Source organism: Acidimicrobiia bacterium (assembly GCA_041394025.1).
Classification (GTDB): domain Bacteria; phylum Actinomycetota; class Acidimicrobiia; order IMCC26256; family JAOSJL01; genus JAOSJL01.
In genome coordinates, this window is the sequence record JAWKJA010000002.1 from 661,807 (window position 1) to 685,000 (window position 23,194).

Annotated in this window: 16 protein-coding genes, 2 rRNA genes and 1 pseudogene (1 of these 19 cut by a window edge); 4 read left to right on the plus strand and 15 right to left on the minus strand. The window is 67.9% G+C overall.

Annotation, left to right across the window (positions count from 1 at the left end):
* The first annotated feature begins 56 nt into the window (after positions 1-56).
* Entirely contained in the window at positions 57-1,577 is a 1,521-nt protein-coding gene (locus R3A49_03070; protein ID MEZ5169712.1) for a hypothetical protein, read from the plus strand.
* On the opposite strand, the gene R3A49_03075 is transcribed toward R3A49_03070, so the two are convergent.
* The 8 genes from R3A49_03075 to R3A49_03110 are packed head-to-tail and all read right to left on the minus strand — an operon-like array spanning position 1,542 to position 10,584.
* Complete coding sequence (locus R3A49_03075) at positions 1,542-2,402, minus strand: hypothetical protein (GenBank protein ID MEZ5169713.1); 861 nt, start codon at positions 2,400-2,402, stop codon at positions 1,542-1,544. The two genes, R3A49_03070 and R3A49_03075, sit on opposite strands and share 36 nt — an antisense overlap.
* Positions 2,399-4,744: a hypothetical protein gene (locus R3A49_03080; protein MEZ5169714.1), complete on the minus strand. Its 2,346-nt coding sequence runs from the start codon at positions 4,742-4,744 to the stop codon at positions 2,399-2,401. Before R3A49_03080 ends, R3A49_03075 begins: the two co-directional genes overlap by 4 nt.
* Before the next feature lie 4 nt (positions 4,745-4,748).
* On the minus strand, positions 4,749-5,672 hold the full coding sequence (locus tag R3A49_03085) for a copper transporter (GenBank protein ID MEZ5169715.1): 924 nt from the start codon (positions 5,670-5,672) through the stop codon (positions 4,749-4,751).
* Complete coding sequence (steA, locus tag R3A49_03090; protein MEZ5169716.1) at positions 5,673-6,839, minus strand: putative cytokinetic ring protein SteA; 1,167 nt, start codon at positions 6,837-6,839, stop codon at positions 5,673-5,675.
* Entirely contained in the window at positions 6,836-8,494 is a 1,659-nt protein-coding gene (gene recN, locus R3A49_03095) for a DNA repair protein RecN (protein ID MEZ5169717.1), read from the minus strand. Before recN ends, steA begins: the two co-directional genes overlap by 4 nt.
* A 4-nt stretch (positions 8,495-8,498) precedes the next feature.
* Entirely contained in the window at positions 8,499-9,365 is an 867-nt protein-coding gene (locus R3A49_03100) for an NAD(+)/NADH kinase (protein MEZ5169718.1), read from the minus strand.
* Entirely contained in the window at positions 9,355-10,128 is a 774-nt protein-coding gene (locus R3A49_03105) for a TlyA family RNA methyltransferase (GenBank protein ID MEZ5169719.1), read from the minus strand. Before R3A49_03105 ends, R3A49_03100 begins: the two co-directional genes overlap by 11 nt.
* Before the next feature lie 39 nt (positions 10,129-10,167).
* A complete protein-coding gene (locus R3A49_03110; GenBank protein MEZ5169720.1) occupies positions 10,168-10,584 on the minus strand; it encodes a hypothetical protein in 417 nt (138 codons plus the stop codon).
* Between the two features lie 485 nt (positions 10,585-11,069).
* On the opposite strand from R3A49_03110, the pseudogene R3A49_03115 reads away from it, so the two are divergent.
* Positions 11,070-11,381, plus strand: a pseudogene (locus R3A49_03115) (rhomboid family intramembrane serine protease).
* A gap of 243 nt (positions 11,382-11,624) precedes the next feature.
* On the opposite strand, the gene R3A49_03120 reads toward R3A49_03115, so the two are convergent.
* On the minus strand, positions 11,625-12,416 hold the full coding sequence (locus R3A49_03120) for an HAD-IIA family hydrolase (GenBank protein MEZ5169721.1): 792 nt from the start codon (positions 12,414-12,416) through the stop codon (positions 11,625-11,627).
* 60 nt (positions 12,417-12,476) lie between these two features.
* Here R3A49_03120 and R3A49_03125 point away from each other — a divergent pair, with 60 nt between their 5' ends.
* Complete coding sequence (locus R3A49_03125; GenBank protein ID MEZ5169722.1) at positions 12,477-13,688, plus strand: DUF1015 domain-containing protein; 1,212 nt, start codon at positions 12,477-12,479, stop codon at positions 13,686-13,688.
* Between the two features lie 84 nt (positions 13,689-13,772).
* On the opposite strand, the gene R3A49_03130 is transcribed toward R3A49_03125, so the two are convergent.
* Entirely contained in the window at positions 13,773-14,822 is a 1,050-nt protein-coding gene (locus R3A49_03130) for a 2-oxoacid:ferredoxin oxidoreductase subunit beta (protein MEZ5169723.1), read from the minus strand.
* Positions 14,815-16,677, minus strand: a complete 1,863-nt coding sequence (locus tag R3A49_03135) for a 2-oxoacid:acceptor oxidoreductase subunit alpha (protein ID MEZ5169724.1) — start codon at positions 16,675-16,677, stop codon at positions 14,815-14,817. Before R3A49_03135 ends, R3A49_03130 begins: the two co-directional genes overlap by 8 nt.
* 257 nt (positions 16,678-16,934) lie before the next feature.
* Between R3A49_03135 and R3A49_03140 the strand changes: the two genes are divergently transcribed.
* Entirely contained in the window at positions 16,935-17,846 is a 912-nt protein-coding gene (locus R3A49_03140) for a DUF2090 domain-containing protein (protein ID MEZ5169725.1), read from the plus strand.
* Positions 17,847-17,888: 42 nt separating this feature from the next.
* On the opposite strand, the gene R3A49_03145 is transcribed toward R3A49_03140, so the two are convergent.
* From R3A49_03145 to R3A49_03160, 4 genes are all read right to left on the minus strand, one after another.
* On the minus strand, positions 17,889-18,281 hold the full coding sequence (locus tag R3A49_03145; protein ID MEZ5169726.1) for a hypothetical protein: 393 nt from the start codon (positions 18,279-18,281) through the stop codon (positions 17,889-17,891).
* 123 nt (positions 18,282-18,404) lie between these two features.
* Positions 18,405-19,148 (minus strand): tetratricopeptide repeat protein, encoded by a 744-nt coding sequence (locus tag R3A49_03150; GenBank protein ID MEZ5169727.1) that lies wholly within the window; start codon positions 19,146-19,148, stop codon positions 18,405-18,407.
* A 128-nt stretch (positions 19,149-19,276) separates the two neighbouring features.
* Positions 19,277-19,393 (minus strand): 5S ribosomal RNA (gene rrf / locus R3A49_03155).
* A gap of 69 nt (positions 19,394-19,462) precedes the next feature.
* Positions 19,463-23,194 (minus strand): 23S ribosomal RNA (locus R3A49_03160); it runs 1,966 nt beyond the window's last position.

A 23,194-nucleotide genomic window follows, 5' to 3' on the forward strand; every position in this document is an offset into this window, starting at 1 on the left:
GTACCATGCGCCCCGATCGACATCGGGAACCCCCTCGCCCTCACCGTGCAGTCGCCGTGACCCCCACGCCCCCCACCCCGGCACCGCGACACGATGGAGCACGCGTCTCCGCGCGCACGCGCCGGAGGACCTTTCTCGACGTCGCGCTCCTCGCGGTGGGCACGGTCCTGATCCGCCTTCCGGCCGTGTTCGCCGACCGCCACCTCACCTTCGACGACGGAGTGTTCGGCGCCTCGGCGGTGGCGATGCGAAACGGTGGAGCGCCGTTCCGCGACGTCTTCTCGAGTCAGGGCCCGCTCTTCCTCCCTCTTGTGTGGGTGGCCGACGTCACCGGTCTCCGCACGCTCGACGCTCCGCGGATCCTCGCTGTCGCCTCCGGTGTCGTGCTGGTCCTGGCCACGTACCTGGCCGGACGTGCCATCACGACCCGGGCGGGTGCGCTGTTCGCCGCAGCCCTCGTGTCGACGGCCGGCTCGATCCTGTGGGTCACCGGCCCGGTCAACGCCGACGGACCGTCGCTCGCACTGGCGACCGTCGCCGTGGCCCTGGCGCTCCGCTACCGCTGCAACCCGTCGCTCGGGCTCGCTGTCGGAATCGGCGTGGCCATGGGTGCCGCGCTGTCGATCAAGAGCATCGTTCTGCCCGCGGCGCTACCCGTGGGGCTCGTTCTCCTGGCGGGCAGGCGCCCCCGCGATCTCGCTTCCGCCGTGGGTGCCGCCGTCATCGTCGGGCTCGTCGCGACGCTTCCCTGGGGAGCGGGCGACGTATGGGATCAGTCGGTCGTGTACCACCTCGAAGCCGCCGGCTCGCGCACGCCGGGGGCGAATCTCCGGAAGATCGCGAGCACACTCGGTGACCGCGACCTGCCCGTCGTCGTGTCGGCGGCCGCCGCGGTCGTGTGGGCGCTCGTCGTACGCCGGCGGCCGGCACTTCGGCGCAACCCGGTGACCGACCGCGGCACCGCACCCGGCGTGGGGTGGCTCCTGGGCCTCTGGCTGGGGGCACTGCTGGTGCTGCTCACGCTCGAGCACCCGTTGTGGCGCCCCCACATCGCGCATCTCGTCGTACCGCTGGCGCTCCTGGCGGCCTGGCGGCCACCCCCCTGGCGCATCGTGGTCGTCGTTCTCGTGCCGGCGCTCGTGTACCACGTCGTGCACACCGGCGACATCCTCTGGCCGAGCGGGTATCGATCCGAGTCGGCGGCCGTGGTCGACGAACTGCGGGGTCTGCCCGACGGTGCCCTCGTCATCAGCGACGATCCCGGCCTCGTGTGGCGGGCCGGGCGGGCGACGCCACCGGACCTCGTCGACACCTCGATCCTGCGCATCGAGTCGGACCGCATCACCCCCACGTCGCTCGCGACGGCGGCAGACGACCCGTCGGTGTGTGCGGTGGTCGTGTGGTCGTCGGGGCGCTTCGGATCGTTCGAGGAGCTCCCGGACCTCCTTGCGGACTCGGGCTACGAGGTGGCGGAGACCTACGACGACGTACGGACCCTCTACGTCCGACCCGACTGCGACCCCACGGACGGGGGCCGCGCGTCAGGGCGTTCGACCGGCCTCGTCGAAGCGCCGTAGGAACGGGGTCCGGGCGATCACGTCGGAGAAGGACACGAGCTCGGCGGCGACGTTCAGGACGAGGAGCGCCACGAGAACCGCCGTGCGCGCTCCGCGTCCGAGCTCGAGGACGACCATGAGGCCGAGAACGGCACCGATCACGTTGGCACCGGCGTCGCCCAGCATGACCCGCTCCCGGAGATCGTCGCCGAGGATGCCGAGAGACGCTCCCATGACCGGTGCGACAGCCACGCCGACGGGCCCGGAACCGGCGACGAGGGCGAGGGGGGTGTAGGCGACGAGCGCCACCTTGATCGTGCGCCCCGGAGCGCGATCGAAGAGGTTCCCGAGGTTGGCGGCGAGTGCGATGAGCACGGCATCGGCGATGAGGCGCTTGCCGCTCACGAAGTCGGGCACCGCGACCAGGATCAGGGCCGCAGCCGCGCCACCGAGCAGTTTCAGGAGCCCGGTGGTCATGCGGCCCTCGGCGAGAGCGCGGATGTGACCCCGGAAGCCGCGGTCTCCGGCGTCGCCGAGCACATCGTCCACGAAACCGAGGAAGCCGAACGCGAGACACGCGAAGAGCACGAGCGTGCGCGCGACGTTCTCGCCGGGATCGCCCCCCACCCCGAGGGCGCCGAGCATCGACCGACCCGCCTCCACCAGGAGGACGGCGAACACGACCAGGATGCCGCCGGAGGCCGGAACCTCGTCGCCGCGGTGGTTCGTGCGGAACAGGACCGGCGTCGACGTGAACCCGTCGGTGGCGAGAACCAGGTAGCGCAGCGCCAGGAATCCCACAGCCGCGGCCAACGCCCACGTGGCAAGTCCTCCGAGTGCGCTCACGGCCCCGCTCCCGCCCGGGCGGGCTCGCTGCGTGCGTCGTCATCGGCCTCCTCCGTGCCACCGACACGGACGGCGAGCACGAGGTACACGAGGGATCCGTTCACCACACCCAGCATCAGGCCGGGGACCGCGATCCCGGAGTCGTTCAGCGCGAAGCCGAGACCGGCGGCGACCATGAGTCCGACGAGGGCGGCACGCAGCTCCGGTATCGCCTCCTGGATCGCACGGAGCCGGCCGCGAGATCTCCAGACGAGCGCGGCCAGGAAGATCAGGATGACGGGCACCATGAGAGTCCACACCGAACGCGTCAGGACCGAGAGGTTGGCGCCGAGCTTGCGCAGCACAACAGTCTCGAGGGCCTGGAAGCCCTCGTCGCCGATACGCTCGACGAGGCGGCCCAGATGCGTGCGCTGGTCGGCTGGTCGCGCCATGTCCACCGCGGCGAACAGGCCGATCACGGCGAGTGTCGCCGCGCCGACCCACACGACGGTCCGGGCGCGGATCCGCCATCCGAGCATCAGCATGCCCATGACGATGGTGGTCGGAACGAGCGTGAGCACACCACCGACATCGGAGCCCCACATCGGCATCCCCACCATGACGAGCGTCACCACCATGAGAGCGATGCCCGCGCGGGCTCCACGGCGCCCCCCGATCCGGTTGGCGACGAGAGCAGCCAGGAGCACGGCGGCGCCGGCGATCTGCGCGAACGCCAGGTTGCCGAAACCGGCGAAACGACCCGCCACCGTCGGCGAGTACCCGAACACTGTGTTGACCTGGAGCGGGGCACCCCGGACGACGTCGACGAACTGGAGCCCCAGCACGATCGACAGCGTGATGATGAGCGCGTCGGGGAAGCGACGCGCGAGCAGGGTCGCCACGGTGGCGACGCCGAGGCCGACCGCACCGAGAAAGGTCCAGTACCAGCCCTCGGCGTAGCGGTGGAAGTCGAGCGCCCCGGCGAGATAGGTGGCGGGCAGAACGCCTAGGAGGACGAGAGCGCAGAAGCCGCCGATCCCGCGGGCCCGTCGCCCGCCGTAGGCGAGTGCGAGGACGGCCAGCGCGGAGAGGATCACGTTGGCGATCACGAAGGCCTGTGCAACCGGCGCGACCATGGCGTCGCGGAACTTGGCGGCGTCGTTCGCCTCGATGAGGAAGTCCCTCCGCTCGGCGGCGTCGCCCCCCGTCGAGCCCCGCTCGAAGGGCCGCCCCTCCATCGATGACGGACGCTCGACATCGAGGAGCTGGAGAATCGTCGGGGCGATGTCGACCGTCGTGACGAAGCCTGACCGCCGCGTGCTGGCGGAGCGAAGGAGCCCCGGCTCCTGACCCTCCTGCCACAGGCCGGCGACGCCGAGGTGGGTGCGCCCGCCGGCGTGGTACGGGCCGACGACCATGACGGCGTCGGTGGCGGGATCGACCTGCTCCAGAAGCCGCCCGATCATCTCGTCGCTCGCCTCGAGAGCCTGAATGAGGAAGTCGCGCCTCAGTTCGGGCGCCACGAAGGGCCGGTACGCGTCGGCGCGCACCACGTCGGAGGCCTCCACGAGGACGACGGTGCGGTCGTCGCCGTTCCAGACCTTGTCGAAGGCCTCCTCGACCGCATCGGGGCTCAGGCGGATCCCGAACGCCGCCACAGGGTCGTCGACGAGAAGGGCCTCGTTGACCTGACCGGCCGGGACGACGCCGGCGCCGTCCATGAGCCCCAGGACCGCTTCACGCCCGTAGGTGACCTCGAGCCCCGGCACTCCGCGATCCGCGTTGGCGATCACCGCGCGTTGCACACCCGCATCACCGAGCGCATCACCCAGCGCGCCGATCTGCGCGTCGAAACGGAGGCCTTCGTTGCGCTCGACGACGGCAGGCAGCGCCAGGCTGAAGATCGCCTCTTCGGGCGCGCGCCCGGTGCGCCGCTCGAACGCCTCCTCCGCCGGACCCGTGCCGTAGCGCTCGTCGACCTGGAACGCGAGCCCGTCGAAAGCGACCGATCCTCGCGCCCGCGTTCCGGCGTCCATCGTGATATAGCCGTCACCGGCACTCGTCGTACGACGCACACCGCGCACCGACAGGTCGCCGATGACCGAGTCGTCGAGCAGCGAGTTGAGGTTCGGAAGTTCCGCGAGCTGGAGGTCCTCCCACGAGAGCGTCGGGATGGAGATCACCAGCACCCGCTCGACGCGGGAGGTGTCCGCCGCCTCCCCGGATCGCGTGCTACCGGCCGCGGCGCCGACCGGCGCCGCTCCGAGCACGACCGGCACCACGACAGCGGCGGCCAGCACGGTGAGCAGCCGTCGCCGCAGGGATCGCAGGCGGCCGGCAGCGAGCCGGGGCCGGATCGTCACGTGGTCACGGCCCGACGAAGACCGGTACAGCAGAATCGGCCCCGGGGCCGTAGCCGTAGTGGCCGACACGGCCCTCTCCCAACGCCTCCAGCGCCAACGCCGTGGCGACCCGGCCCTCGACGAGTCCGAGGTCGTCGACGGTGGAGACGGCGGCTCCCAGGATCTCGTCGTCGCGGACGAGAGCCACACTCCCCGGCCCACCGGAATCCTCGTCGGGGCCGGTGATCTGTGCCAGCACCGTCGGACGGCCCACGGCGGTCAACTCGGCGATGAGGGGCTCGATCCACGCCGGGCCGTCGACGGAGCTCCCGTGACCGTCGATCAGCACGACGCGCGCGCCCTCCGCGGTGATCGCGGCTGGGTCGGGTGCCACATCGCCCACCGGCGCGAACTCCACGAAACCCGCGTCGGCCAGGGCGTCGAAGGCGGGTGCATCCCCACCGGCGCCGACCTCGTTCGCCAACGTCCGGAGGCCCAGCTCACGCACACCACTCGGTGAGGTGCTTCCCGCCGCAAGCGCTGAGGCGAGGGCCTCGACCTCGTCGTCGCTGTCGAGGCTCCACGCGTCGGTGAGCCACACGATTCCCGGCACCGACCCTCCCGCCTGCCGGAGAGCGTCGACGGTGTCGGACACGATGTCGTCGTCGACGCCGGCTGCGGCCAGAACAACGACAGGGACCTCGGACAACCGCCCGTCGAGGGCGTAGGGAGCCGAGCCGTCGACGTACTCCTGCTGCCTGTCGACCTCGGAGCGCAACGCGTCGTTCGCCGCGACGCGGTCGTCGAGGTTGCTCTCCACGGTGTCGATACGGTTCCGAAGGGCATCGACGATCGCCCGGTCGATGAGGGTGGAACCGATCACGATCCCGAGCGCGAGCGCGAGGAAGACCGCGATGAGCGAGACGAGGTGGAATCGGAAGTTGATCATCTAGAAGCGGTTGGTGAGCTCGAGCCAGAAGTCGCGTAGTGAGAGCCAGATTCCGTCGAGGAACACGTGGATGGGCTCCGACACGATCGTAATCACGAGCATGGCGACGAGAGCAGCGCCCACAAGAAGCGCCAGGTCCGACCGACGGACCCGCGATTCGTAGAGCTGCGTGACACCTTTCGCGTCCACGAGAACGGGTCCGAGGCGGAGCCGGGTGAGGAACGTGGAGGACATGCCAGGCCGCCCCTTGTCGAGGAACTCCACCATGGTGGCGTGGGTCCCGACGGCGACGATGAGACGGGCACCTGCCTCGTATGCGAGGAGCATCGCCGCGTCCTCGCTGGTGCCCTCGATGACGAACTCCTCGTACGGGGCACCCCATTCCAGGAGCGCGTCACGGCCCGGTGCACGTCCGTCGGGGTGCACGTGGTGAATCAGCTCGGCGCCGCAGCGGAGGCCACGCTCGGACACCGAGTCGAAGTCGCCGATGATGACATCGGGGGTGAAGCCGAGTTCGAGCAGGGCGTCGGCCCCACCGTCGACGCCTATCAGGACCGGGCGGAACTCCCGGATGTAGGCCCGCAGCGTCTTGAGGTCATGCCGGTAGTCGTGGCCGCGTACCACGACCAGCGCGTGCCGGCCCGCGAAGTCGGTCCGGAGAGGCGGAAGGTTGATGGGCTCGAACGTGAGTGTCGCCTCGCGCTCGACGTACTCGAGGGTGTTGGTGGCGAACCGCTGGAGCTCGACTCCGATGGAGACACGCGCCTCCTCCATCCTCTCCTCGATCTCGATGGGCTCGAGGACGGCACCGCGAGCCACGACAGCGTCGTTCTGTCGGATGTCGCCCCCGATGATCACAACGGTCTCGCCGTCGACGAGACGATCGAGCGTGTCGGGGCCGACGTCGTCGACGATCGGGATCCCGGCCCCCACGATGCGGATGGGGCCGCCGTTGGGGTAGCGCCCCGAGATCGACGGCGAGGCATTCACGACCGCGGCGACACCTGCCTCGATGAGCCCGTCGGCGGCGACGCGGTCGATGTCTCGATGGTCGATGACGGCGATGTCGCCCGGCTTCAGTTCCTTGATGAGGTCCTTCGTCCGCCGACCTATACGCGCCCGTCCGGTGACAGAAACGGTCTGCTGCCCGACCCCGCCGGTGCTCACGCCGAGCTCCTGTGCGCTCCGGCCAGGAGCTCGGCTGCATGCGAGCGTGCGTGGTCGGACGTGTCGTCGCCCGCCAACATGCGCGACAGCTCGGCGACGCGCGTCTCGCCCTCGAGCAGCTGCACCGCTGCGACGGTCCGATCGCCGCGGGTGCTCTTCGAGACGGCGAACTGCGTGTCGGCGTGCGCCGCCACCTGGGCGAGGTGGGTGACCGCCAGGACCTGGCGCTCCGACGCCAGGGCAGCCAGCGAGCGGCCGACGGCCGCCCCGGCATCCCCACCGATACCCGCGTCGACCTCGTCGAACACGAAGACCGAGGGTCCACCTCCGTGCCGGAACGACAACGTCACGCGGACCGCCAGCATCGTCCGTGCGAGTTCTCCACCCGAGGCCGCCCGCGCGACGTGGCGAGGGGGCTCACCGGGGTTCGGCGCCATGAGGAACTCGACCCGATCGGCGCCGTCGTCACCGAGATCGGCGGGCGACACGACGACCTCGAAGGCTGCCGAGGGAAGGGCCAGTTCGCGCAGCCGCTCGGTCACCTGCTCCCCCATCTCGCCCGCTGCGCGTGTCCGGATGGTACGGAGACGCTCCGCGGCATCCCGGGCACGGGCAGTGGCGGCCTCACGTTCTGCATGCAAGTGTGCGGCGCGCTCGTCGGCGTGCTCGATGGCGTCGAGGCGCGCGGCCGCCGTGGCAGCGAAATCCCGGACCTCGGCGAGCGTGGCGCCGTACTTGCGGGTCAGGTCGTGGAGAACCGTCCGACGCTCGTCGATCTCCCGGAGGCGGCTCTCGTCCTCGACGACGGCCTCACCCGCCTCGCGCAGATCGTGTGCCAGCACTGCGATCTCGGTCTGGACGGCCGACGCCCGCTCGTGGAGTGCCCGGAGCGGGTCGATGCCGGCGAGTTCCGCCGCGGCGCGCCCCGCGGCGTCGGCAGCGGTTGATTCCAGCATCTCGTACGCGGCACTCAGTGCGGCCCGGGTCGCCTGGGCGCCCGTGAGGAGCTCGTGCTCGGCCGTGATCGTCTCGAGTTCGTCGACACTCTCGATCTCCGCACCGACGATCTCGTCGACCTGGAAGCGGAGCAGGTCGACCTCACGCGCCAGGGCATGCTGGTCGAGGGTGCCGGCGGACTCGAGCTCACCGGTGAGGCGCCGCGCCTCCGCGAGCGCCGAGGACACTTCGCGTCGCGCTTCGTGGGCGTCGCCACCCGCGAAGTCGTCGAGGGCCCGGCGCTGCGATGCCGGATTCAGGAGCTCCTGGTGAGTGTGCTGCCCGTGGTGGACGATCAGCCCCGCGGTGGTCTCGGCCAGCTGCGTGGCGGTCACCAGTCGGCCGTTCATGTAGGCCCGGCTGCGCCCCTCGGCAGCGACCACCCGCGTCAGTACGATTTCGCCGTCACGAAGACCGAGGGTCTCGCCGAGATCCGGTCGTCCCGGCTCGAGGACGAACCGGGCCTCGACCCTGGCCTCGGAAGCACCGGAGCGGACCACCGAAGCGTCGGCACGCGATCCGGTGACGAGCCCGAGGGCAACGACGAGCAGGGTCTTTCCCGCCCCGGTCTCACCCGTCACGGTCGTGAGACCGCGTCCGACATCGACGGTGACGTCGTCGATGATCCCCAGATTCTCGACGTGCAACTCGGTGAGCATGGTCCTACCGGTCGGCGAGGCCGAACTTTGCTTTCAGGATCTGGTGGAAGTCGCGGGACTCGAAACTCACCACCCGGGCCGGGCGCTCGCCTGCGGTGCACGACACCGTGTCGCCGGGTTGCAGGATGGCCACCTCGCGCCCGTCCGTTGTGAGGTGCACGGCCTGGTGACCTGCAACGTCGAAGCGGAGCTGCTCGGTGGGTCCGAGCACGAGCGACCGGTCGAAGAGCATATGCGGCGAAACCGGTGTGAGCAGCATGCACCGGTGCTCCGGCGAGACGATCGGGCCACGAGCGGAGAACGAGTAGGCCGTCGACCCGGTGGGTGTGGCGACGATGACGCCGTCGGCGGCGTACGTCGTGAAGAATCGCCCGTTGATGGAGACCTCGAGGCGGGCGATGCGCCCCGGGTCGACCTTCTCGAGCGTCAGCTCGTTGAGGGCGTCGAGCAGGAGGTCGCTGCCGCCGGCGGTCGCTGTGACATGGAGCACCATCCGCTCGGTGACGGTGAAATCACCGTCGAGGAGGCGACGAAGTGCTGTTTCCAGGCCCGGGCCGTCCACCTCCGTGAGATAGCCGAGATGACCGGCGTTCACACCCAGGACCGGGACTCCGCTGTCGTAGACCGTGTCGATGGCGTGGAGCATCGTGCCGTCGCCACCCAGTGACACGACGACGTCGCAGGATTCCACGAACACCCCGGGCTCCACACCGAGATCACCGAGGCCGACCGCCGCGGCGTCGCGCCGACGGATGCGAACCGTCGCTCCACCCTCTCTCAGACACGTCGCGGCCCGCGCGGCGAGGGGTGTGACCTCCTCCGCGTCGGGATTCGGAACGAGGCCCACCACACGCACCGGATCACTCGACACAGGCCACCGCTTCCAGGACCGCCGGGTCGATGTGCTCGCCCGACCGACGAGCGTGGAGCAGGAACTCGACGTTGCCGTCACCACCCCGCAGCGGCGACCGCATCACGCCGACCGGGACCAACCCGGCGGCGGGACACGCATCGGCGACCCCTGTCAGCGCCGACAGGTGCAGCGCCGGGTCGCGCACGATGCCGCCCCTCCCGACGCGGGCGCGACCGACTTCGAACTGCGGTTTCACCAGGAGCACGACGTCGACCCCCTGCGTCCCGGCATCAGCAAGATGATCGAGCACGGAACGCAGTGAGATGAACGCAAGGTCGGCCGTGACGACATCGCACGGCCCGACGACGTCCGGGGGCACGGCCCGTATGTCGGTTCGCTCGAGAACGACGACCCGGTCATCGCGGCGCACCCCCCAGTCGAGCTGGCCGTGGCCGACATCGAGGGCGTAGACGGCGCGGGCGCCGCGCTGGAGGAGGCAGTCCGTGAACCCCCCGGTCGACGCTCCGGCATCGAGGCACACGGCATCCGTGACGTCGATCGCGAACGTCTCGAGCGCTGCCTCCAGCTTCTCGCCGCCGCGGGACACGAAGCGTCGCCGCCCGACCAACTCGATCGGCTCACCGGCAGCCACGAGGCGGGCAGGCTTCGGTGCCGGCGCCCCACCGACCGTGACACGACCGGCTGCAATCGCCTCCACGCCCTCGCTCCTGCTGGACACGAGACCACGACGCACGAGCTCGGTGTCGAGTCGTCGCCGCATCGCGCTTCCTCGCGGGTTCTCGGAGCGGTGACGCCGTGGTCAGCGCCCACTCGACCTCGTGGCGGGCTTCTTCTTCGCCGGCTTCTTCTTCGCCGGCTTCTTCTTCGCCGGCTTCTTCTTCGCCGGCTTCTTCTTCGCCGGCTTCTTCTTCGCCGGCTTCTTCTTCGACTCGCCGACCCCTATCTCGGCCTCCAGCCGCCTGATGTCGTCCTGCGTCGCCACACCCACGAGCCGCAGCTGGCGCTTCACCTGCCGCTGGATCTCATCGCTGATCCTGCTCTGGAGCTCCTCGGTCCACCGCCTGCGCCGCTCGATCAGGTCGTCCACGAACGCCTGCGCGTTGTCGGAGGCCAGCTTGCCCTCCCTCACCAGATCCTCGGCGATGCGCTCCGCCTGCTCGCGCGTAACGGTCGTGAACTGCACGCCCGCATCGAGGAACTGTCTCCAGTCCGGCATGTCCGGCATGTTCTCGGCCTTTCGACTCATGACGCCGCCGCGCGGAACACGCGCTGCTGTCCTGAAACGGTAGTTCAGCGCCCTCCGGTGAATCGGTACACGGTCACCACGCCGGTACTGTGCGAGGCCCGATGGTCATTCCCCTCCGAGACCTCAACCCCTCCCGACGCCGACCAGTCGTCACCCTGCTGCTCATCGCGGCGAACGTCCTCGTGTTCGCGTTGATTCAGCCACGGGGTGGTGACTCCCTTCAGGACGTCGACCGCGAGAACCGCTTTCTCTACGAGCACGCGGCCGTACCGTGCGAGTTGACGTCGGGCGACCCTCTCACGTTCGCCGAGATAGCCACCGGCGACTGCGGCGACGCCGCGAACTCCGGGCCGGTGATCCGAAGCAACGAGCCGTTCTTCCCGGCCAAGAACGTGTATCTCGCGGTCTTCACGTCCATGTTTCTCCACGGATCGTGGCTGCACCTCGGCTTCAACATGCTGTTCCTGTGGGTCTTCGGCAACAACGTCGAGGACCGGCTCGGCCACGTCGGATATCTCGCCTTCTACCTCTTCACGGGTGTCGTCGCGATGCTCACGCAGGTGTTGTTCGACACCGGCTCCACCGCACCCGTGATCGGCGCCTCCGGAGCCATCGCCGGGGTGATGGGGGCGTATCTGGTCTTCTGGCCCCGCGCCCGGATTTACGGCCTGCTCTTCGTCTTCCCGATCGCGCTGCCGGCCAACTTCGTACTCGTCTACTGGTTCCTCACCCAGTTCCTCACGGAAACGGCCTCCAACGTCGCCTGGGGCGCTCACGTGGGAGGGTTCGTGGCCGGAGCCGTGATCGCGTTCCTGCTGCGACAGGCATTCGGTTGGGCCACGGACGCCCCGACAGGGCCGCATCACCGGCCTCCTCCCGGGCCGGGCACACCACCGCCCCCGCCGCCACGAACGCACCCGACGCGATGGCGACAGCCGCCGGCACCCCCTCCCCCACCCCCGCCGTTCGGGCGCGGGGGTGGGCCGCCGGTCGATCCCGGTGCCCGGTGCTCAGGTCGGGCGAGCGAACGCGTCGAGCAGCACCGGCACGAGCGCCGCCAAGTCATCGGCCAGGTACGACGGCGCCGGCTCGGGCACCGGTTCCTCCCCGTCGGAACCTGCGACGCCGCTGAGCACCAACGCGAAGGGCCATCCGAGCACGTCGGCCAGGGCACCGTCGGTGGAGGGACGGTCGCCGACCATCACGCCGGTGGGCCCGAAGCGTTCCCGCACGAGGTCGGCGTAGGGTGCCTCGGGCTTACCCGCGACCTCCGGGGCCGCGCCCCCGGCCGCTGCCACCGCCGCCACGAGGGCGCCGTTGCCTGGGAGCAGCCGGTCGCCCGACGGGAACGTGGCGTCGACGTTGGTCGCCACGAACAGTGCACCGTCGCGTACGGCCGCCGACGCGCGGTCGAGAGCCTCGTAGTCGAACCCGGGGTCGTAGCCCACGACGACCGCTGATGCGGGTGGGCCCGTCACGACCGTCAGGCCGCGCTCACTGACCGCCTCGACGAGGCCCGGACCCCCACACACGTGGACGCGGTCGCCGACGACCAGTTCCCTCTCCAGAAGCCTGGCCGCCGCCTGAGCACTCGTGACGATCTCGCCGGGAGCCGTGTCGATGCCCATTCCGGCCATCTTGGTGACGTAGTCGCCAATCGTCGGGTTGGCGTTGTTGGTGAGGAAGGCGACCTCGACTCCCGCGTCGCGAAGCGCCGCCACGGCACGCGCCGAGCCGTCGACGGGTCGGGTGCCGCGCCACAGCACCCCGTCGAGATCGAGTCCGACCACGCTTCGCGTCACGTCGAATCCCTTCGTACGCCTGTGCTAGAACCCGGTGTCTGTCGCCCCGAAGGAGCATCCGTGCCCGAGTTCCGTCCCTTCCGGGGGCTCCGCTACGACCTCGCCACGCTCGGCGCCGCGCTCGACGCCGTGGCTGCACCACCCTACGACGTGATCGACGACGTGGAGCGCCGTGAGCTCGCCGCACGCGATCCCTACAACTCGGTGCGCCTGATCCTCCCCGAGGGCGATGACCCCTACCTACAGGCGGCCACCGACCTGGCGGCGTGGCGCGCGGCGGGTGTGCTCCGCCTCGACGACGAGCCCGCCTTCTACGGCTACACGATGACCGCCACCGGGGCCGACGGCGCGCAGCGCCGAACACGGGGCGTGCTGGGAGCTCTGGCGGTCGGCGAGCCCGAAGAGGTGGGAATCCTGCCGCACGAACGCACGCTCCCCAAGGCCAGGAGCGATCGGCTCGCGCTGCTCACGGCGACGCGTGCGAACCTCGACCCGATCTGGGGCCTCACCCCCGCCACCGGCCTGGGCGAACTGCTCGACGCCCCGGTCGCCATGGCCTGCCTCGATGACGACGGAGTGCGCCACGAGTTCGCTCCGATCACCGACACCGGGAGCATCACTGCGATCGAGGAACTCGTCGGCTCGGCCCCCATCGTGCTCGCCGACGGCCACCACCGTTTCGAGACGGCGAAGAACTTCGCCGCCGGCGACACCACGCCGGGAGCCGGCTCGGTCATGGCACTCGTGGTCGAGCTCGCTCCCGACGAGCTGACCATCCGGCCGATCCACCGGCTGATCACCGGGCTTCCCGGCGGCACGGACCTGCGCACGCTGCTGGCGCCGTCGTTCGACGTGACCGACGCCGGACCGAACACCGCCGAGGGGCTCTCGGCCCTCGAGGAGCGGATGGTGGCCGACGGAGGGCTCGGCCTCGTCGACGACGAGGGCCTCGCCTTCGTGGCACCGACGGCGCGTACACCACACCCCGACGACTTCGAGCCACCCGCCGACGACACCGACGCCGCGCGCTTCGAGGCGGCCGTGGCACCACTACTCGGCGACGCCTCGGTCGACTACCGCGGCGGCGACGTCACGACCATCGCCTCACTCGTGGGTACCCCGGCTGCCCAGGCCGCGATGCTGCTCCGGCCGGTGAGCGTGGAGCAGACGAGACAGGCCTCGGAGGCCGGCATCCGGATGCCGCAGAAGACGACATTCTTCTGGCCCAAACCCCGGACCGGGGCCGTGTTCCGCCTCCTCGACGAGAGCTGACCGGGTCCCCCGCTCACCGAGATGGTGCAATCCCGTTGCCATGGTCAACACGAACGCACCAACCCGGCGGGGGTGGGGGCGGGTCTACCCTTCGACGTCCCAGGTGGCGCCGCTGTCGACGAGTTCGGCCAGGTCGCCGGGGCCACGCTGCTCACGAGCCTCGGCGAGCTGCCGCTGGAGATCACCGTCGTAGGTGGAGCGCTCGACCGCGCGGAACACACCGATCGGCGTGGGGACCGTCGGGCCGTCGGCAAGACGTGACAGCGAGAAGGCGACACTCGGGTCGCTGCGGGTCTCGTCGTGCACGAGGATGCTCTCTGCGTCGACGTCGTCCGCCCTGGCGACCGACGCCTCGCCGTACTCGTTGAGTACGACGCAGAGGCTGTCGTTCTCGCCGAAGCGCACCGGCTGCCCGTGGGTCAGATCGATCAGCATCGAGTCGCGCTTGTCCTTTGCCGTGATCTCGCTGAAGGCACCGTCGTTGAACACGTTGCAGTTCTGGTAGACCTCGACGAACGAGGCACCCTCGTGCTCGTACGCCCGTCGGAACGTGGCCTGCATGTGCCTGCGGTCCATGTCGTGGGTCCGGGCGACGAAGCCGGCCTCGGCACCGAGCGCGAGCGACACAGGATCGAAGGGGAAGTCGACCGACCCGAACGGCGACGACTTGGTGACCTTCCCGATCTCGCTCGTGGGTGAGTACTGGCCTTTGGTGAGCCCGTAGATCTGGTTGTTGAACAGGATGATGTTCAGGTTGACATTGCGGCGCAGCGCGTGGATCAGGTGGTTGCCACCGATGGAGAGGGCGTCGCCGTCGCCGGTGATGACCCACACGTCGAGGTCGGGCCGGGCGATCGCCACACCGGTCGCCACGGCCGGCGCACGGCCGTGGATGGAGTGCACGCCGTAGGTGTTCATGTAGTACGGGAAACGCGCGGCACACCCGATGCCAGAGATGAACACCTGGTTCTCGGGCTTCACACCGAGTTCGGGCAACAGGAACTGGACGGCGGCCAGCACGGAGTAGTCGCCGCAGCCCGGGCACCACCGGACCTCCTGATCACTCTGGAAGTCCTGGCGCGTCAGGGCCACTGCACCGTCGGGACCGTTCCCGCCATTCGTGGCGTCAGTCATGGAACATCTCCAGGATCCTGTCCTCGATGTCGACGGCTCGGAACGGGGTGCCCCGCACCTGGTTGAAGCCCTCGGCGTCGACGAGGTACTCCGCCCTCAACAGCCTCGACAACTGGCCGAGGTTGATCTCGGGAACGAGCACCTTGTCGTGCGCACGGAGGATCTCCCCCAGGTTGTCCGGGAAGGGATTCAGATGGCGCAGGTGCACGTGGCCCACCGAGTGGCCATGGGTGCGCGCCCGCCGCACTCCGGCGTCGACGACACCCCAGGTGCTTCCCCACGACACGACCAGAAGATCGTCGTGGTCCGATCCGTTGACGTCGACCTCGGCAATGTCACGGGCGATTCCGGCGATCTTCGCGGCGCGGACACGGGTCATGTGGTCGTGGTTGTCGGGGGTGTAGTTGACGTTTCCCGTGCCGTCCTCCTTCTCGATGCCACCGATGCGGTGCATCAGGCCGGGCGTGCCCGGAACCGCCCACGGACGCGCCAGCGTGTCGGGATCGCGCTTGTAAGGAAGGAACTCGTCACCCTCGTTGGGCTCGGTCGTGAACGGCACCGAGATGTCGGGCAGCGCCTCCACGTCGGGCAGCAGCCACGGCTCCGAGCCGTTGGCCAGGTAGCCGTCGGTGAGCAGCATCACCGGCGTGCGGTACTTCAGGGCTATTCGCACGGCCTCGAACGCCGTGTCGAAGCAGTCGCTCGGTGACGACGCCGCCAGGATCGGCATGGGTGACTCGCCGTGGCGCCCGTACATCGCGAGGAGGAGGTCGGACTGCTCGGTCTTCGTGGGGAGCCCCGTGGACGGGCCACCGCGCTGGACGTTGACGACGACGAGCGGCAACTCGAGGCTGATCGCCAGACCCATCGCCTCGGACTTCAGGTCGACACCGGGACCACTCGTGGCTGTGACTCCGAGATGCCCGGCGAAGGACGCGCCGATCGCCACACCGATGGCGGCGATCTCGTCCTCGGCCTGCATCGTGCGGACACCGAAGTTCTTGTGGCGGCTCAGCTCGTGGAGGATGTCGGACGCGGGCGTGATCGGGTAGGACGCGTAGACCATCGGCAGCTTCGCCTGCTGCGATGCTGCGATGAGCCCGTAGGTGGTGGCCAGGTTTCCCGTGACGTTGCGGTAACGGCCGGGCGGCAGAGGCGCGGGCGAGATCTCGAACGGGTGGTCGAACAGCTCGGCGGTCTCGCCGAAGTTGAAGCCGGCCTTGAACGCGGCGATGTTGGCGTCGCGCACCAGCTCCCTGCCGGCGAACTTCTCCTCGGTCCACGCCACGGTGGGATCGGTCGGGCGCGAGTACATCCAGGAGATGAGTCCGAGGGCGAAGTAGTTCTTCGAGCGCTCCGCGTCGCGGGGCTTCACACCCAGGTCCTCACACGCCTTCTTGGTCATCGAGGTCATCGGGATCTCGAAGACCGTGTAGGCGTCGAGACTGCCGTCGTCGATCGGGTTGGTGTCGTACCCGGCCTTCTCGAGGTTGCGGTCGACGAAGGCATCGGTGTTGACGATGAGCGTGCTTCCGGTGGGCAGGTCGTCGAGGTTCGACTTGAGAGCGGCGGGGTTCATGGCGACGAGGACGTTGGGGACGTCGCCGGGCGTGGTGATCTCGTGGTCGGAGATGTGGACCTGGAACGACGACACCCCGGCGATCGTGCCGGCGGGGGCTCGGATCTCTGCGGGGAAGTTGGGAAGCGTCGCCAGGTCGTTGCCGAAGATGGCGCTGACGTCGGTGAAGCGGTCGCCGGTGAGCTGCATACCGTCGCCGGAGTCGCCGGCGAAGCGGATGACGACCCTCTGGAGGGGCTCGGCGTCCGCCTGCGCGTCTGGGGTGTGGACCGACACCTTCTCCTCTTTCCGGACCGGCTCTTCGACGCTGCGCTGTGTCGCGCGTGTGCGATGTCGAGGATATTGCGCGTCGGGCCTCACTCGGGTAACGAACACTCCCGGAGGCTTCGTTTCCGCGCGGTCCACCTCGCGGGCACGGCGGAACCTATGCTCGGTCGTACAGGAGCGGGCGACGAACGTCCGTACCACGATCAACAGCATCACGCCGGCACGGGCCCGCCATGGGACTCTGTCGACGCAGCGAAGGGGTACAAATGGCTCTCGGATACAGCGGCAAGCTCTTCATCCTGGCGTTCGACCACCGCGGGTCGTTCCAGAAGAAGATGTTCGGGATCGAGGGCGATCCCGACGAGGAGGAGACGAACCGGATCATCGACGCCAAGTCGGTGATCTTCGACGGTTTCACGCGCGCCATCGCCGAGGGTGCCCCCCAGAGCGGTGCCGGCGTCCTCGTCGACGAGCAGTTCGGAACCGACGTCGCCCGCAAGGCCAAGGCCAACGGATTCATCCTGGCCATGCCGGTCGAGAAGTCGGGTCAGAACGAGTTCGACTTCCAGTACGGCTCCGACTTCGGCGCCCACATCGAGGAGTTCGACCCCACCTTCTCGAAGGTTCTCGTTCGCTACAACCCCGACGGTGACGCTGCCATGAACGAGCGCCAGACGGCTCGGCTCAAGGAGCTCTCCGACTGGCTGCACGCCAACGACCGCAAGTTCCTCTTCGAGCTGCTCGTGCCCGCCGAGGACGCCCAGCTCGAGGCCGTGGACGGGGACGCGGAGCGCTACGACACCGAGGTGCGCCCCGGCCTGATGCTGCGCACGCTCCAGCACTTCCAGAGCGCCGGTGTGGAGGCCGACATCTGGAAGATCGAGGGCATCGACAAGCGCGAGGACTGCGAGGCCATCGCCGCGCAGGCCCGCAGCGACGGGCGCGACGGCGTCGGCTGCGTGGTCCTCGGCCGCGGCGCCAACGCCGAGAAGGTCGACCACTGGCTCCAGCAGGGTGCCGGCGTCGAGGGCTACATCGGCTTCGCCATCGGGCGCACGATCTGGTGGGACGCCCTGAAGGCGTTCCTCGACGGCTCCCTCAGTCGCGAAGACGCCGCCGGCCAGATCTCGGCCAACTACCGCCGCAGCATCGACGTGTACGAGGCAGCGTCCTCGTAGGAAGCCCTCCGCCGGAAGCGTTCGACCGCTCTCACTCGTCTCTCACTGGTCGAGTGCAGCCAGGGCCGACTCGGCCAGGCGACGCGTCGCTGCCGTACGTCGTTTGTCGTGTCCCACCACGACGCGTTCGGCTTCGATATCGACGCGGCTCCCCGCCCCGCCGTCGCCGCGTCGGTAGAAGCGGCGACGGACCCTGCCGACGACCGTGACGGGGTCGCCCTCGGCGAGCGACTCGACGGCCGTGGTGGGATCCCACACGGTGACCGGCACCGACGTGGCGTTCTCCCCCGCTGGTACCCGCACGGCCAGCGACGCCAGCCGGGTCCCGGAGTCGAGGACCCGAACCTCGGCGGGTGTCGAGCACTCGCCGCGCAGCACGGCCAGGTTCACGGCCATGTCGGCGGTGGTTCCAGCGGCTGCTGATGACGTTGACATTGGACTTCTCCCTCTGTTGCATCGCCGGCGCGCCGATCGCGCGCTAGCCGATGGACGTGGCGAGGGAAGTCGCGGAGGAAGGTGGAATCGACGGTATCGGCGGGGTGCGACAGCTACGTCGGGTCAGGCGAGGGCGGCCAGGCGGTCGGCGGCGTCGGTGAGGTCACGGTCACCCTCGACGACCCGCTGGAACAGCGACCGGGCTCTCGGGATGTCTCCGGTGCGCTCGTGGAGGTCGGCCAGGGCGTACAGAAGGCGCAGGTCGGCGGTCGTGGCCCGCTTCACCTTGCGGGCCCGCTGCTCGAGAAGCCTGATGGCCGCGTCGAACTCCCCTCGGTCGGCCAGGGCTCCCGCCGCCACGATGCGTCCCTCCACCACGAGGTCTGCTCGAGGAGACACCGCCCGCAGCTCCTCCCACAGGTCGTCCACCAGCGTGTAGCGGCGCTGCGCCCGTAGGCAGTCCATCAACACAGGTACCTGGTCGACCGAGCCACTGAGCTCGCCGAACGCCTCGAGCTCCTGGCGGGCCGCCCGGTAGCGGCCGGCCCGGTAGTACGACAGGCCGAGGAGCTCGCGCACCCCGGATGCGCCGGGGGCCTTGTCGCGTACCGGTTCGAGGAGCTTGATGGCCTCGCGCTCTCGACCCCCGGCAAAGGCGTCGGCGGCCTCGAGGACCTGGCCGTGGAGCTTCTCGGCCTGTTTCGGAACGGCTTTCTGCAACTCGTCGAGGATCTCTGCTCCGGACGGCCGCGACCGGCCGCGCCGACGCCGACGACGCTTCGGGCCGGCAGCGGGCGACGGACGCGGTGTCGATCCACCGGCGTCGGAGCCGCTCGGGGCCATGGCGGGATCCTTCCGGTCGGGCATCGGCATCGTAGGCGAGCGCGCGACCCGGCGAGGAGGTGGGTCCGGCGCGTGGCCGGGCGCGACAACGCCCGCCGGGACTGCCTGGCTCTCGTGGAACCGGGTCCTGCGGCGGGCGTCGTGCGTGAGAAATCCGGCGGCGACCTACTCTCCCGGGGAGTCTCCTCCCAAGTACCATCGGCGCTGGCGGGCTTCACTTCCGTGTTCGGAATGGGAACGGGTGTTTCCCCGCCGCTCTGGCCACCGAAATCAAGTTGTCAACGAGGCGCGCGTTGCTCCTCGAGGACTGCACAGCGAGCACGAGTACAAAAGAAAAGAAGTCCAAGCCCTCGGCCGATTAGTACCGGTCGGCTGAACACGTTGCCGTGCTTACACCTCCGGCCTATCAACCTGGTGGTCTACCAGGGGCCTTACCCGGTTGTCCCGGTGGGAGATCTCGTTTCGAGGCCGGCTTCGCGCTTAGATGCCTTCAGCGCTTATCCATTCCGCAGGTCGCCAACCAGCCGTGCTCCTGGCGGAACAACTGGCACACGAGAGCTGCGTCCGTCCCGGTCCTCTCGTACTAGGGACAGCTCCTCTCAAATCTCCTACACCCGCAGAGGATAGGGACCGACAGTTCTGTTACCTCCGGTTCCACGAAGGGATCCGGCGGCCAGGTCATTTCTGCCTGGCTCTGCATGTCGCCATGCAGCTCGGACTGTATCTTCACACCCGTTCAGGTGTGTTCGGCGTGCAGTCTCTGAGGGTTCTCGGAGCCCACCACGTCCTCGAGTCGCCATTGGCGGTACCGCCCGTCACCGTTCATGGTGAAGGCGAGACGCACCAGCGATTCGAAGCCCTCTCGTTCGAGATGCGCACGTCTGCTCATCGACGTGACGATCTCGGCGAAGGCCTCGAACGTATGGCGTTTCTCGGACAGGAGAGGATTTCGTCGGAAGAAGGGTATGACCGAGTCCAAGAGATCCGATCGCTTGCGCACCACCAGGACATGTGTCCTGTCGGAGTCGCTGCGACGATCGTTCACGACGAGACGGCCGCAGCCGAGCTCTCGTCGCATGATCTCCAGGACGGTCACACGTTCAGCGTTCTGGGACACCCGAAACTCGGGTACCAGTTGAAAACCGAACGCCAGGTCGGTGCGTCGTTGTACACCGACCGAAAATGATCCTTCTCCGTCGACGAATCCGCTCAGGTAGGCTTCGAGCCTTCCCTGCTGATTGTCCGCACCGATCGGATTTTCACTGTCCATGTGCCCACCCTAAACATCGGGTGTGACACTGAACGAGTACCGTCGGATGCTCGGAGTTTCCAGCATATAGCCGAATTTTCAGACAGCGCGTTCATTCCACTGTCTCACGACGTTCTAAACCCAGCTCGCGTACCGCTTTAATGGGCGAACAGCCCAACCCTTGGGAGATGCTTCACCCCCAGGATGCGACGAGCCGACATCGAGGTGCCAAACCTTGCCGTCGATGTGAACTCTTGGGCAAGATAAGCCTGTTATCCCCGGGGTACCTTTTATCCGTTGATCGACCGCGCTTCCACACGCCACGGCCGGGTCACTAAGCCCTGCTTTCGCACCTGCTCGACTTGTAGGTCTCGCAGTCAAGCTCCCTTGTGCCTTTGCACTCGACGCCTGATGGCCAACCAGGCTGAGGGAACCTTTGGGCGCCTCCGTTACTCTTTGGGAGGCGACCGCCCCAGTCAAACTGCCTGCCTGACGCTGTTCCCGACCCGGATTACGGGTCAAGGTTAGAGCCTCAATACGAACAGGGTGGTATTTCAACGGTGGCTCCACCGAGGCTAACGCCTCGGCTTCCAAGCCTCCCACCTATCCTACACAATCCGTACCGAAACCCAACATCAAACTACAGTAAAGGTCCACGGGGTCTTTCCGTCCTTCTGCGGGCAACGAGCATCTTTACTCGTCGTGCAATTTCGCCGAGTCTCTGGTTGAGACAGTAGTCAAGTCGTTGCGCCATTCGTGCAGGTCGGAACTTCGCCTTATTCCGTTGTTTCCAACGGGGCAGACTATGCCTTCATCTCGAAACGCAGGATCTCCATGATCTCTTCGATGTTGTACCGGCGACGACCACTGGGATTCATCGCCTGTGCGCATCTCGCGATCCGGATCAGACCAGCCGATACCAGGTGCTCGCCTCGAGCCATCAGCTCGCAGACTTCTGCGAAACGCTCGAAGTCCTGCTGCTTGCTCGATCGAAGCGGATATTGCCGAAAGTGAGGAACGACCCGCTCGAGGAGCGGGCGGAGGCTGCGAACCTCCCACTTCACGGTCTTGTCGCCGGGGTCGGGCCGAATCGTCCCGCACCCGAAGTACTGCTGGACTTCGTCCAACACCTCGGAGCGGTCCGCGTTCTGGCTGACCGAAGCGCTCGGTCGCACTTCCCACTGCACTCGGAGAGTGCGGCGAGGTGCGATCGAGACCGTGAAGCATCCCTCGCCGTCGAAGTACCCGGATAGGTATGACGGTAGGTCGGTGACACTGTTGTTTCGAGAGCCCGCGTGTTGCCTCGTCCATAGATTTGCCACTCCCTCACCATACGGATCAGGTGTGACAGCGTCCGAGGCCTCTCCCCCGAAGGGGATCAGTCGTTACGGGGTCATACCGCAGATGCGGCAGAGGACTTCCCACGGCGTCGCCCGGCAGCTCTCGTCCCGCCTTGTACAGGACAGCTGCTGAGGGTTCCGCCGTTATGAGCGGGTGTTCGCACGGAGTCGCCTCCGCGCAGGGCAATTCACTTACCCGACAAGGAATTTCGCTCTAGTGAGCCCCCATGTCGCCATGAGGCTAGGACCATATCTTCAACTCGCTGTCGAACGAGTCGGTTGGCGTATGGCCTCTGAGGATTCCAGGTACCGAGACCGCTGATTGCACGGTTCTGAGTGGACGTTCTTCGACAAACGGCAATACCACACCGTCGACGAAGCCGACTGCCCACTCCTCGGGCACCTGACCTTTCCTGCTGATTCTCCGCACCGGACGGATTGTGACTGTCCATTGCCGCACCCTAAACACCGGGTGTGACACTGAACGAGTACCGCCGGATACTCGGGATTTCCAGCATATAGCCAACTGCTAATTCCACACGTCGCCGTGTGGAGGGGCAACGCCCTCGCACGTGAGGGCTCTTTACCTTAGGCATTGTTGTTACTCCGCTCATGACTGGCTGTCGTGAGCGTGGCCAGGTCATTTCTGCCTGACTCCTCATGTCGCCATGAGGATCGGACTGTACCTTCGCACCCCCGCCGGCTAAGCGGGAGGTCCCTGGCGTGCAGTCTCTGAGGATCCCCGAAGAACTTCCTCGATGCTGCGGCTGCGCTGCTTGCCTTGATGGTTCATCGAATAGGCAAGGCGTACCACTCGCTCGAACCCGGGGGCCGTCAGGTGCTCTCGACGGCGCATCATGGAGATGATGGACGAGAAGCGCTCGAAGTCTGCGCGCTTCACGACCAGCGGGTGGTGTTCGAAGAAGGGCACGATCGTGCCCTCGAGCTCTCGCCGTGCGCCGACTCCGTAGGTCAGAACGTTGCTCGTGGGGCCTTTCGGTCGAATCTGACCGCAGCCGAAGAGCGTGGCTACCGCTTCCAACACCTCTCGATACCGGATGTGCTGGTACAGGTGGAAGACCGGATTGATCTGCCAACCCATCCGCACGTTGTGGTTTCGGTGGACCGAAACGGAGAAGCAACCTTCTCCGTCGACGAATCCCACGACCCACATCGGATCGAGTTCGAGCGACGAGCTCCTGGTTTCCTGCTGATCGTCCGCACCGGTCGGGTTGTCACTGTCCACGGCCACAGCCTACGGATGAGGTGTGACAGTGAACGAGTACCGCCGGATACTCGGATGTTCCAGCATATAGCCAGGTTTGAAAACGGCCGATTGGAATCCACCGTTATAGTTACGGCCGCCGTTTACCAGGGCTTAGTTTCAGAGCTTCGCCCCTAAGGGCTAACCCCTCCACGTAACCTTCTGGCACCGGGCAGGCGTCAGTGCATATACATCCTCTTTCGAGTTGGCATGCACC